The following is a 12,847-nucleotide window of genomic DNA, read 5'->3' on the forward strand; positions in this document are numbered from 1 at the left end:
TAGATTTCCGCATTCAGCGCGGCTGTACGCAAATCGGTATTGCGTTCCAATGCGATGTCGATCAGGCGGTGAAGGCGAGGATCGGCAAAGTAATCTTGCCAACCCAATTCGGCTGCACGGATACCGTCGTCAACAGTGTCGTATTTAAACGTATCGGCCACGGCAACTTGAGGCTGCTCATATTTCGGCATCATGGTACAGGCCGACAAAGCCACGGCGGCGGCAACGGCGGTCAGTACAGGTTTGAATGTAATCTTCTTCATTTTAGAATCCTTTAGCATTTTGAGGCCGTCTGAAAATTTTTCAGACGGCCTTTGCTTTAGTGCTTGTCTGAATCGTGTTTACCGTCTTCAATCATGCCGGCTTCAGCGGCGTGTTTGGCGGCCATCTCATGCTCGTGTGCGGTTTCTTTAAAGAATTTGCGCACAACCACATAGAACAAAGGCACAAGGAACACAGACAGAATCGTACCGATCAACATACCCCAGACCACGGTCGTACCAATCGCACGTTGGCTGGCGGAGCTGGCACCGCTGGCAACATAAAGCGGTACCACGCCCAAGATGAAGGCAAACGAAGTCATGATAATCGGACGGAAACGCAAGTGTGCGGCGGCAAGCGCAGCTTCAAGCGCGCTCTTGCCTTGCGCTTGCAGGTCTTTGGCAAACTCGATAATCAAAATCGCGTTTTTCGCACTCAAACCCATCACCGTAACGAAACCGACTTGGAAGTAGATATCGTTGGCGTATGCCGGAATACTGCCCAGTAATGCTTCAAACATGTTACGGCCAGTCACACCCAATGCCGCGCCAATCAAGCCCAACGGAATCACAAGGATAACCGCCAACGGGATAGACCAGCTTTCGTACAAAGCAGCCAATACCAAGAATACAGCGGCAGCGGCCAATGCGTACAATACGACAGTTTGCGAGCCGCCTTTAGCCTCTTCACGAGACTGGCCTCCCCATTCCAGACTGTAACCGCCGCCCATGTCATCAACCATTTGCTGTACCGCAGCCATGGCTTGACCGGAAGATACGCCATTAACAGGCGAGCCGGAAAGCTCCATTGCCGGATAACCATTGAAGCGGACGCTTTGTTCCATACCGTTTTCCCAAGAAACAGTAGCAATGGTAGAAAGCGGTACGGCAACGCCGGATTTATTCGGTACAGTCAGGTTCAGAATATCGGCAGGCTGCATACGGGCACTCGCATCAGCTTGTACCATCACGCGTTGCAGACGGCCTTGATTCGGGAAGTCGTTTACATAAGACGAACCCAAAGCAGAAGCCAAAGCAGTACGGATGTCAGAGAACGAAATACCTTGTGCTGCTGCGGCAGAGCGGTCGATGTCGATTTTCAACTGCGGCGCATCTTCCAAACCGCTCGCACGAACGGTACTTGGGTTAAACAAACCGCTTTTGCGCATTTTGTCAATCAACTCATTGCGCTTGGCCAATAATGCGGCATGGCCGCTGTTGTTACGGTCTTGCAGGTAAATCGTCAAGCCGGAGCCTGTACCCAATTCCATAATGGCAGGAGGCACAATCGCCAAACCGAAACCGTCTTTCAGCGTAGCCATCATCATGCCGGTCAACTTACCGGAAATAGAAGTCGCATCGCTGCCCGGAGCAGTACGTTCGCTCCAGTCTTTCAGAATGACAAAGCCCAAAGCCATGTTTTGGCCGGAACCGCTAAAACTAAAGCCGGAAACGGTAATAATGTTCTCGATCTCAGGTACAGATTTCGCCAGTTGAGTGATTTGAGCCAAAGTTGCATCGGTACGCTCTTTGGTCGCGCCGGCAGGCAGCTGTACGCTCAACATCAAGTTACCTTGGTCTTCAGTCGGCAAGAAGGAAGTCGGCAGACGCATAAACAGGAATACGCCCACAACAGTCAAACCGATATAGACAACCATCATGCGCAAAGTCTTGCGCAAGACTTTGGCTACCCAGCCTTCGTAGCCGTGTGTCCAGTTGTCGAATTTCTTGTTAAACCAACCGAAGAAACCTTTTTTCTCTTCGTGATGACCATTCTGAATCGGCTTGAGCATGGTGGCACACAATGCCGGAGTCAGCGTCAAAGCAAGGAATGCGGAGAAGCCGATCGATGCCACCATGGTCAGGGCAAACTGTTTGTAAATGTTACCGGTTGCACCGCTAAACATTGCCAGCGGCACAAATACGGACATCAACACGGCAGTAATACCGATCACCGCGCCGGAAATCTGACTCATCGCTTTTTTGGTTGCAGCCTTAGGCGGCAGACCTTCGCTCGCCATAATACGCTCAACGTTTTCAACGACCACAATCGCATCATCGACCACAATACCAATTACCAATACCATCGCAAACATGGTCAATACGTTAATCGACATACCCATATATGAGATAAAGGCAAAACCGCCCAACAGGGAAATCGGCACGACAATAGTCGGAATCAGCGTATAGCGGATATTTTGCAGGAAGAGATAAATCACCAAGAATACCAATACGATGGCTTCCAAAAGTGTATGGATTACTTTCTCAATCGAAATTTCCACAAATTTGGAAGTATCGTAAGGAATTTTCCAGCTCATGCCGTCTGGAAAATACTTCTGCAAAACCGCCATTTTTTCTTTCACGGCAGTCGCCGTTGCCAAAGCGTTACCGCTGTTAGACAACATCACTGCCATACCGGTGGTGTTCACACCGTTCAAGCGGGTGGAAGAAGAATAATCCTGCATACCCAAGCTGACTTTGGCAACGTCTTTCAGATAGACATTAGAACCATCGGTATTGGATACCAAAATGATGTTGCCAAACTCTTCAGCAGTGCTCAGCTGACCTTGCGCCGTCACAGTTGCTGAAATAGTCTGACCTGCAGCCGCCGGCAAAGAGCCGATAGAGCCTGCAGAAATTTGGATATTTTGTGTCGCAAGCGCATTGGTTACCGTTGCAAAAGACAGGTTGTAGTTTTGCAGTTTTTTCGGGTCAACCCAAATACGCATGGCGCGTTGCGCACCAAACAATTGTACCTGCCCTACCCCGTCAATACGCTGCAGTTCAGGAATGATATTGCGCTGGGCGTAATCGTTCATTTCCTCAATGGATTGCTTTTCAGAAGAAAGCATGACCACTTGCAAGAAGTTGGAACGCGCTTTAGATACGGTTACACCATATTGCTGTACGGTAGACGGCAATGTGGACAACACTTCCGACAATTTGTTCTGCACGTCTACCTGCGCCAAATCTTCATTGGTTTCCGGTGTAAACGTCAGACTGACGCTGCCGCTGCCACTGGAATTGGCAGAAGTCGTCATATAGTCCAAACCTTCCACACCGTACATATTACGTTCGATAACGGCCAGTACGCTGTCTTCCATTACCTGAGCCGAAGCGCCCGGATAAGTAGCGCGCAAAGTAATAGTCGGTGCAGCAACGGACGGATATTGGGAAATCGGCAGTTTTTGAATGCCGAAAATACCCGCTGCGATGATAAAAATCGCAATAACCCATGCAAAGATGGGGCGGTCAATAAAAAACTTAGACATTCACGCGTTCCTTATTTGGCTTCAGATGCAGCTTTAGCTTCAGGCTTGGCCTCGGATGCAGCTTGGCCGTCTGAAACTGCCGGTGTTGCTGCCGCAGCGCTTGCAGGCGGCGTCCATTCTTTCGGCGTTACCTGTTTAGCACCCGACATAGCGGCAATGCTGATGCCTTCAACAATCACTTTGTCGCCGTCTTTAAGGCCGTCTGTAATAACCCAATTGCTACCTTGCTGTTGGGCAATGGTCACGACACGCGCTTCCATTTCGCTCTTGTCATTCACTACCATCACAGTATCTTGCGAACCGCGGGTAACTGCTTGTTGCGGCACTACAAATGCATTATCTACTGCCACTTGCTCCATCAACACGCGCACATACAAGCCCGGCATCAAGATATTTCTGTCGTTAGGAATGGCGGCGCGCAAGGTAATTTGACCGGTTGTTTCGTTGACAGTCGGATCTGCAAACAGCAGACGGCCTTTTTCAGGGTAAACGGTACCGTCGTCAAATTTGATATCCACTGCAATCGCGCCGTTTGCCGCCAACAATTTGCCTTCGGCAACCTGTTGACGCAGTTTCATGACCTCACTCGCAGACTGGGTAACGTTGACATACATCGGATTGGTTTGTTGGATCGTAGCTAAAACAGTAGTATCACCGGAATTCAACAGCGTACCTTCAGAAACTTTAGATTGACCGATAAAGCCGGAAATCGGCGCAGTAATGCGGGAGCGGTTCAGGCTGATACCGGCAGATTTGATGGCTGCTTGTGCAGATTTGACGCTTGCCTCTGCTGAACGCTTGGCGGTTACGGCCGCATCGTATTCTTGTTGGCTGATGGCATCGGCGGCAACCAGCGGTTTGTAGCGGGCCAAGTCGGCATTCGCTTTAGCCAAAGTCGCTTGCGCACTCGCCAACTGGGCGCGTGCGCTTTCTAAGTTTGCTTCATAAGATGAGCTGTCGATTTGGTACAAAGGCTGACCGGCTTGCACATAGCTGCCTTCTTGGAACAGGCGTTTTTGCAAAATACCGCCGACTTGGGCGCGAACTTCGGCAGTACGCAACGATTCCAGACGGCCCGGCAACTCGGTTGTCAATGCAACGGTTTCCGGATGCACGGTAACCACGCGGACTTCAGGCGCAGGTTGTTTTTGCTGTTGCTGACTGCCTTGCGCCTGTTGGCCGGCTGCTTTTTCATCGCCTTTGCCGCAAGCGGAAAGCGCCAACGCAGTAGCTGCTGCAATCGCCGCGACACGCATCATTTTAGAAGCATAAAGAGCCATAATTTTCCTATCTCTATGATAAATAAGGGTTTGACTAATTAAAAATTGATTACTTTAATCTCATATTTCGCAAACAGAAATTGCCTGCTTTTATGAAAAACAGGCTGATTATATAGTGTTGAGAAACAATATCAAGTATTGAATTGAATTATACATACATTCTTGCATGTTCAGAAGTAATTTTTTATAATCCGAACCATAAATTTACATTTCCCACAAAACAACTATGAGAAGAACCAAAACCGAAGCCTTAAAAACCAAAGAATATCTCATGCTTGCCGCATTAGATACGTTTTATCAGAAAGGCATTGCCCGCACTTCGCTCAACGAAATCGCCCAAGCCGCAGGCGTAACGCGCGGCGCGCTGTATTGGCATTTCAAAAACAAAGAAGATTTGTTTGACGCCTTGTTCCAACGGATTTGCGACGACATCGAAAGCTGCATAAAAGGAGACTCGAACAACAATAACGAACAGGCTTGGTCAAGCTTCCGACTGACCCTGACCCGTTTTTTCGAGCGGCTGCAACACAACGAGCTTCACTATAAATTCCACAGCATTTTGTTTTTAAAATGCGAACACACCGAGCAAAACGAGGCGGTCATTGCCATCGCTAAAAAACACCAATCACTATGGCGTGAAAAAATCGTTGCCGTCCTGACTGATGCGGTACAACAAAAAGCATTGGCGGATAATTTGGATATCGATATGGCAGTCATCTTCATCAAGTCTTCATTAGACGGCTTGATTTGGCGCTGGCTTTCTTCAGGTCAAGGCTTCGATTTGGCGCAAACTGCCCCACGCATGATTGAAATCATCATTGATACATTGGAAAACCATCCGCAATTAAGAAAACAATCATAAACATCAAAAATAAAAGGCCGTCTGGAACATTAAAAGTTTCAGACGGCCTTTTGGTTCAAACCTGCTTAACGTGTTACCGGTTTGTAACGGATACGTTTCGGTTTCGCGCCTTCTTCACCCAAACGGCGTTTCTTGTCGGCTTCGTATTCTTGATAGTTGCCGTCAAAGAACACCCATTTAGAGTCGCCTTCACAAGCCAAAATATGCGTAGCGATACGGTCGAGGAACCAGCGGTCGTGCGAAATCACCATCACGCTGCCGGCAAATTCCAGCAATGCATCTTCCAGCGCGCGCAGGGTTTCCACGTCGAGGTCGTTAGACGGTTCGTCCAGCAGCAACACATTACCGCCGCTCAACAAGGTTTTTGCCAAGTGCAGACGGCCGCGTTCGCCGCCCGACAATTGACCTGCAATTTTGCTTTGGTCGCTGCCTTTGAAGTTGAAGCGTCCCAAATATTGGCGGGCTGGAATTTCAAACTGGCCAACCTGCAAAATGTCGCGGCCTTCGGCAATATTGTCGAACACGGTTTTGTCGTTTTGTAAACCTGCGCGGCTTTGGTCAATCAGGCTCATTTTCACGGTTTGGCCGATTTTTACTTCGCCGGAATCAGGCTGCTCTTTGCCTGAAATCATTTTGAACAGCGTAGATTTACCCGCGCCGTTCGGGCCGATGATGCCGACAATCGCGCCAGCAGGTACTTTGAAGCTCAAATCGTCAATCAGCACTTTATCGCCAAACGATTTGGAAACGTTCACAAATTCAATCACTTCGTTACCCAAACGCTCGGCAACAGGGATAAAGATTTCCTGCGTTTCATTGCGTTTTTGGTATTCGTAGTTGCTCATTTCTTCAAAACGCGCCAAACGCGCTTTGGACTTGGCTTGGCGGCCTTTGGCATTTTGGCGCACCCATTCCAATTCCTGCTTCATCGCTTTCACGCGTGCAGCTTCGGATTTTGCCTCGTTTTCCAAGCGTTTTTCTTTCTGCTCCAGCCAAGACGAGTAATTGCCTTTCCACGGGATACCGTATCCGCGGTCGAGTTCCAAAATCCATTCGGCGGCGTTGTCGAGGAAGTAGCGGTCATGTGTTACGGCAACGACTGTACCTGGGAAGCGTACCAAGAATTGCTCCAGCCATTCGACAGATTCTGCGTCCAAGTGGTTGGTCGGTTCGTCCAGCAGCAGCATATCGGGCTTGCTCAACAAGAGTTTGCACAAAGCGACGCGGCGTTTTTCACCACCGGACAGATTGCCGATTTTGGCATCCCAATCAGGCAGGCGCAACGCGTCGGCAGCAATTTCCAATTCATGCTCTGCACCGCCGCCGGTAGATGAACCCGCCGCAATAATCGCTTCCAAACGGCCTTGTTCTTCCGCCAACGCGTCAAAATCCGCATCAGGATTGGCATACTCGGCATATACTTCTTCCAAACGTTTTTGTGCGGCAGCCACTTCGCCCAAACCGCTTTCCACTTCCTCGCGCACAGTTTTCTCAGGATCAAGCTCAGGCTCTTGCGGCAAATAGCCGATTTTAATGCCGCCCATCGGCACGGCTTCGCCCTCAAATTCTTTATCCACGCCCGCCATAATCCGCAGTACAGTAGATTTACCCGCACCGTTCAAACCGAGCAAACCGATTTTTGCACCGGGGAAAAATGAAAGGGAAATGTCTTTAATAATGGTTTTTTGCGGCGGCACAACCTTGCTCACGCGCAGCATAGAATAGACGTATTGTTGGGACATAGTTTTCTCGTTTTCATCAAACAAATTTCAGACGGCCCATTTTAACCTATTGCCCCAATACTTGCTTGTTCAAATGCCGTCTGAAAATAGAAATAAGCATCAAAATATACACCGAGCCGAACCGATACCCTCATTGCCCGACGGTATCAATGCCAAACCGCAAAAAATTTGATTTAAGCCAGTTTATCCTTGAACTGGCATTGCCAATATCCGGCGCGCTTCATAAAATGCACCTATATCCTTGAAAGTACGCACACAAACAATAACGACAGAGAACGCCACACCAAGGAACCTTTCAGATTTCTCAATAAAAATACTTTTAAAAAAAGGATTTACCTCATGTCGGAAAATACGCAAAAAACAGCAAAACAAGGTTTGCCGTCACTGGCAAAAAGTACGATTTGGATGCTGAGCTTCGGCTATCTCGGCGTTCAGACGGCCTTTACCCTGCAAAGCTCACAAATGAGCCGAATTTTTCAAACTTTAGGCGCCGACCCGCATAATTTGGGCTGGTTTTTCATTCTGCCGCCGCTAGCCGGTATGTTGGTTCAGCCGATTGTGGGCTACTACTCAGACCGCACTTGGATGCCGCGCCTGGGCGGTCGTCGTCTGCCCTATCTGCTTTATGGCACGCTGATTGCAGTTATCGTCATGATTCTGATGCCGAACTCGGGCAGCTTCGGTTTTGGCTACGCTTCTTTGGCGGCTTTGTCGTTTGGCGCGCTGATGATTGCGCTGTTGGACGTATCCTCCAATATGGCAATGCAGCCGTTTAAAATGATGGTCGGCGACATGGTCAACGAGGAGCAGAAAAGCTACGCCTACGGGATTCAAAGTTTCTTAGCGAATACGGGCGCGGTTGTGGCGGCGATTCTGCCGTTTGTGTTTGCGTATATCGGTTTGGCGAACACGGCCGAAAAAGGCGTCGTACCGCAAACCGTGGTCGTAGCATTCTATGTGGGCGCAGCGTTGCTGATTATTACCAGTGCGTTCACCATCTTCAAAGTCAAAGAATACGATCCGGAAACCTACGCCCGCTATCACGGCATCGATGTCGCCGCGAATCAGGAAAAAGCCAACTGGTTCGAACTTTTGAAAACCGCGCCTAAAGCGTTTTGGACGGTGACTTTGGTGCAATTCTTCTGCTGGTTCGCCTTCCAATATATGTGGACTTACTCGGCAGGCGCGATTGCAGAAAACGTTTGGCAGACAACCGATGCCTCTTCCGTAGGCTACCAAGAAGCAGGCAACTGGTACGGCGTTTTGGCGGCGGTGCAATCCATTGCTGCCGTCATATGTTCGTTTATTCTGGCAAAAGTACCGAATAAATACCATAAAGCCGGTTATTTCGGTTGTCTGGCTCTGGGCGCGCTCGGTTTCTTCTCTATTTTCTTTATCCACAATCAATACGCATTAATCCTGTCTTATACCTTAATCGGCATCGCGTGGGCAGGTATCATTACCTATCCTTTGACGATTGTAACCAATGCCCTCTCCGGCAAACACATGGGTACTTATTTGGGTCTGTTTAATGGCTCTATCTGTATGCCTCAAATCGTCGCCTCCCTGCTGAGCTTTATCCTCTTCCCTATGCTGGGCAGCCATCAGGCAACCATGTTCTTGGTTGCAGGCGCAGTCTTGCTGCTGGGAGCCTTCTCTGTATGTCTGATTAAAGAGACCCACGGCGAATAATCCATCCATACCATCGGCAAAGGCCGTCTGAAACCTTTGCCGAACTTACGATTTTAATAACAGGAGCTTCATAAATGTACACAAGAATCATGGAAATCAGCCCTTGGACATTGCGTTCGGCAAAACTGGAAAAAGAATACAAACGGCTGCAAGAGAGCCTGACCAGTTTGGGCAACGGCTATATGGGTATGCGCGGCAACTTTGAAGAAACCTACTCCGCCGACAGCCACTTGGGCACCTACATCGCCGGTGTTTGGTTCCCCGACAAAACCCGCGTCGGTTGGTGGAAAAACGGCTATCCTAAATATTTTGGCAAAGCCATCAATGCGCTCAATTTCAGCAAAGTTAAAATCTTTGTCGACAATCAGGAAGTGGACTTGGCGAAAAACGACGTTGCCGACTTCTCCATCGAACTCGATATGCAGCACGGCGTGTTGCGCCGCTCGTTCACCGTATTCGGCGTGCGTTTCGATGTGTGCAAATTCCTGTCCGTCGCGCAAAAAGAGCTGGCGGTTATCCGCTGGGAAGCCGTATCCGTTGACGGCAAAACCCACCAAGTCCGCATCGATTCCATCATCGACGCCGATGTGAAAAACGAAGACTCCAACTATGAAGAAAAATTCTGGCAGGTATTGGACAAAGGCGTTTCAGACGGCCTCTCCTACATTGCCACCCAAACCGTCGCTAATCCCTTCGGCGTGGAACAATTCATCGTCAACGCCGAGCAAACCTTCGCCGGCAGCTTCAAAGCCCTTGGCGGCAGCCAAACCGACTGGCAGGTCTCCAATTCTTTTGAAGCTAAAGTCGGCAGCACGCCCGAAACCTTTGAAAAACGCGTGATTGTTACTACCAGCCGCGATTATCAGGGCTTGGAAGCAGTGAAAGCCGCAGGTCGCGCCTTGTCGGAAAAAATCGCAGGCGTTGCATTTGAAACCTTGCTGGACGCACACAAAGCAGGCTGGCTGCACCGTTGGGAAATCGCCGACGTGGTCATCGAAGGCAGCGACGAAGCGCAACAAGGCATCCGCTTCAACCTGTTCCAACTGTTCTCCACCTACTACGGCGAAGACGCGCGCCTGAATATCGGCCCCAAAGGTTTTACCGGCGAAAAATACGGCGGCGCGACCTATTGGGACACCGAAGCCTACGCCGTGCCGCTCTACCTCGCACTAGCGGAACCCGAAGTTACCCGCAACCTGCTGCAATACCGCCGCAACCAACTGCCGCAGGCGCAACACAACGCGCGCGAACAAGGCTTGGCAGGCGCACTCTATCCGATGGTGACGTTTACGGGCATCGAGTGCCACAACGAATGGGAAATCACCTTCGAGGAAATCCACCGCAACGGCGCGATTCCTTACGCCATCTACAACTACACCAACTACACCGGCGACGAAAGCTATCTTGCCAAAGAAGGCTTGGAAGTCTTGGTCGAAGTGTCCCGCTTCTGGGCGGACCGCGTCCACTTTTCCAAACGCAACGGCAAATACATGATTCACGGCGTAACCGGCCCGAACGAATACGAAAACAACATCAACAACAACTGGTACACCAACACCCTCGCTGCATGGGTATTGGATTACACCCACGAAGCCTTGGCGAAATACCCGCGTCCGGATTTGAACGTGAGTGCCGCCGAGCTGGAAAAATGGGCGGACATCAGCGCGAATATGTACCGTCCGCATGACGAAGAACTCGGCGTATTCGTCCAACACGACGGCTTCCTCGACAAAGACATCCGCCCCGTGTCCGCGCTTTCGCCCGACGATTTGCCGCTCAACCAGAAATGGTCGTGGGACAAAATCCTGCGTTCGCCCTTCATCAAACAGGCGGACGTATTGCAAGGCATCTACTTCTTCGGCGACCGTTTCAATATCGACGAAAAACGCCGCAACTTCGACTTCTACGAACCGATGACCGTTCATGAAAGCTCGTTGTCTCCATGTATCCACTCCATCCTCGCCGCCGAACTGGGCAAAGAAGAAAAAGCCGTGGAAATGTACCAGCGCACTGCCCGCCTGGACTTGGACAACTACAACAACGACACCGAAGACGGCCTGCACATTACTTCTATGACCGGCTCGTGGCTCGCCATCGTCCAAGGTTTCGCCCAAATGAAAACTTGGGGCGGCAAACTCAGCTTCGCACCGTTCCTGCCGAGCGCATGGACAGGCTACGCCTTCCATATCAACTACCGAGGCCGTCTGATTAAAGTCGCCGTCGGCAAAGAAAACGTCGTCTTCACCCTGCTCAAAGGCGAGCCGCTAGATTTGCAGGTGTACGGCAAAGACATCACGCTCAACGGCAGCCACACTGTCGCGTTGGAAAAATAAGGAGGGCACAAAATGACTTTTACCGCAGTCCTATTTGACCTCGACGGCGTCATTACCGACACCGCCGAATACCACTACCGCGCATGGAAAAAGCTTGCCGAAGAACTGGGCATCAGCATCGACCGCAAGTTTAACGAGCAGCTCAAAGGCGTATCGCGCGACGATTCGCTCAAACGCATCCTCGCGCACGGCGGCAAAACCGTCAGCGAAGTCGAGTTTGCCGAACTGACCCGCCGTAAAAACGACAACTACGTCGAGATGATTCAGGCAGTCAAACCCGAAGACGTATACCCCGGCATTTTGCCGCTGCTGGAAGCATTGAGAGCAAACGGCAAAAAAATCGCCCTCGCGTCCGCCAGTAAAAACGGTCCGTTTCTGCTGGAACGCATGGGGCTGACCCACTTCTTCGACGCCATTGCCGACCCTGCCGCCGTCGCGCATTCCAAACCCGCCCCCGACATCTTCCTCGCAGCAGCCGAGGGCGTAGGCGCGGACATCCGCCAATGCATTGGCATTGAAGACGCCGCCGCCGGCGTCGCCGCCATCAAAGCCGCCGGCGCATTGCCCATCGGCGTGGGCAAAGCCGAAGATTTGGGCAGCGACATCGCGCTGGTATCCGACACTGCCGACCTGACCTACGCCTACCTGCAAAACGTATGGGAACAATCAGACAGATAAAATATTAAGGAAGTAAAAGGCCGTCTAAAAAATATTTCAGACGGCCTTTCTGATTTTAGAACAGAATGATAACCCAACTTACGCAACCATAAAGACTGAATACCAACTTTTCAACCATGCTATTCAAATTTATTTGAACGACTTTCTATGACCTGCCAACCTTAACAATCACTATTAAAATGCGCGCCTATGTTCTGTCTCCGCCTGTATGCGGCTTGGGCGACAGCGAGGCTGCATTCGAGTAGGTTGCGGTTTTCGTATTCAGACGCGGTGTGCGGCTCGGCTTGGTTTTGCTTCCAAAGCCGCAGTTGGGCGATGGCGCGGCTCAGGCCGGTATCGTTGCGGAGGATGCCGAGATGGCGTTGGTTGAACGCTTGCAGGGCGGGACGGCTGAAGGTGTTTTGGAGGTCGTCTGAAAAGATACCTGCTTCAACAGAGGGGCTTTCAGACGACCTTTGGGACGGTACAGCTTGGAATGCTTGTCCGTCCGCGATGGTTTGGGCGGCAAGTCTGGCGGTAACGACGCATTCGAGTAGGGAGTTGCTGGCGAGGCGGTTGGCTCCGTGCAAGCCGGTGCAGGCTGTTTCACCTAAGGCGTAGAGCTGCGGCAGGGAGGTTCTGCCGCTGGGGTCGGTTTGGATGCCGCCGCAGGTATAGTGTTGCACGGGGCGGACGGGGATGGCTTGGCGCGTGATGTCCAAGCCGCATTGGGACAGGCAGTGCCGATG

Annotated in this window: 8 protein-coding genes and 1 pseudogene; 4 read left to right on the forward strand and 5 right to left on the reverse strand. The window is 50.8% G+C overall.

From position 1 onward, the window contains the following. From ACTHS3_RS04560 to ACTHS3_RS04570, 3 genes and pseudogenes are all read right to left on the reverse strand, one after another. Nucleotides 1-263, reverse strand: a pseudogene (locus tag ACTHS3_RS04560) (multidrug transporter); the annotation flags it as partial. Between the two features lie 56 nt (nt 264-319). Then, complete coding sequence (locus tag ACTHS3_RS04565) at nt 320-3,532, reverse strand: efflux RND transporter permease subunit (RefSeq protein ID WP_440367249.1); 3,213 nt, start codon at nt 3,530-3,532, stop codon at nt 320-322. Between the two features lie 11 nt (nt 3,533-3,543). Then, the gene (locus tag ACTHS3_RS04570) at nt 3,544-4,812 is read right to left on the reverse strand and encodes an efflux RND transporter periplasmic adaptor subunit (protein ID WP_070646729.1); all 1,269 of its coding nucleotides are present in this window, start codon (nt 4,810-4,812) and stop codon (nt 3,544-3,546) included. A gap of 226 nt (nt 4,813-5,038) precedes the next feature. Here ACTHS3_RS04570 and mtrR point away from each other — a divergent pair, with 226 nt between their 5' ends. Further along, on the forward strand, nt 5,039-5,674 hold the full coding sequence (gene mtrR, locus ACTHS3_RS04575; RefSeq protein WP_440367251.1) for a multidrug efflux system transcriptional repressor MtrR: 636 nt from the start codon (nt 5,039-5,041) through the stop codon (nt 5,672-5,674). A gap of 65 nt (nt 5,675-5,739) precedes the next feature. Here the strand turns inward: mtrR and ettA are convergent, their stop codons facing one another. Then, nucleotides 5,740-7,416 (reverse strand): energy-dependent translational throttle protein EttA, encoded by a 1,677-nt coding sequence (gene ettA, locus ACTHS3_RS04580; RefSeq protein WP_049336209.1) that lies wholly within the window; start codon nt 7,414-7,416, stop codon nt 5,740-5,742. 339 nt (nt 7,417-7,755) lie between these two features. Between ettA and ACTHS3_RS04585 the strand changes: the two genes are divergently transcribed. From ACTHS3_RS04585 to pgmB, 3 genes are all read left to right on the forward strand, one after another. Continuing rightward, complete coding sequence (locus tag ACTHS3_RS04585; RefSeq protein WP_049336211.1) at nt 7,756-9,108, forward strand: SLC45 family MFS transporter; 1,353 nt, start codon at nt 7,756-7,758, stop codon at nt 9,106-9,108. Nucleotides 9,109-9,182: 74 nt separating this feature from the next. Further along, a complete protein-coding gene (locus ACTHS3_RS04590) occupies nt 9,183-11,441 on the forward strand; it encodes a glycoside hydrolase family 65 protein (RefSeq protein ID WP_049336213.1) in 2,259 nt (752 codons plus the stop codon). A 12-nt stretch (nt 11,442-11,453) separates the two neighbouring features. Beyond that, entirely contained in the window at nt 11,454-12,119 is a 666-nt protein-coding gene (gene pgmB / locus ACTHS3_RS04595) for a beta-phosphoglucomutase (RefSeq protein ID WP_049336215.1), read from the forward strand. Between the two features lie 161 nt (nt 12,120-12,280). Here pgmB and ACTHS3_RS04600 read toward each other — a convergent pair. Continuing rightward, on the reverse strand, nt 12,281-12,847 hold a 567-nt coding region (locus tag ACTHS3_RS04600; protein WP_440367254.1), incomplete at its 5' end, for an FAD-binding protein.

This window comes from Neisseria sp. P0009.S007 (assembly GCF_051962515.1).

What these genes read in the sequence shown, in the direction of transcription:
- ACTHS3_RS04570 (WP_070646729.1), bottom strand. Translation starts at nt 4,812, where the DNA reads ATGGCTCTTTATGCTTCTAAAATGATGCGTGTCGCGGCGATTGCAGCA.
- ettA (WP_049336209.1), bottom strand. Translation starts at nt 7,416, where the DNA reads ATGTCCCAACAATACGTCTATTCTATGCTGCGCGTGAGCAAGGTTGTG.
- ACTHS3_RS04565 (WP_440367249.1), bottom strand. Translation starts at nt 3,532, where the DNA reads ATGTCTAAGTTTTTTATTGACCGCCCCATCTTTGCATGGGTTATTGCG.
- pgmB (WP_049336215.1), top strand. Translation starts at nt 11,454, where the DNA reads ATGACTTTTACCGCAGTCCTATTTGACCTCGACGGCGTCATTACCGAC.
- mtrR (WP_440367251.1), top strand. Translation starts at nt 5,039, where the DNA reads ATGAGAAGAACCAAAACCGAAGCCTTAAAAACCAAAGAATATCTCATG.
- ACTHS3_RS04585 (WP_049336211.1), top strand. Translation starts at nt 7,756, where the DNA reads ATGTCGGAAAATACGCAAAAAACAGCAAAACAAGGTTTGCCGTCACTG.
- ACTHS3_RS04590 (WP_049336213.1), top strand. Translation starts at nt 9,183, where the DNA reads ATGTACACAAGAATCATGGAAATCAGCCCTTGGACATTGCGTTCGGCA.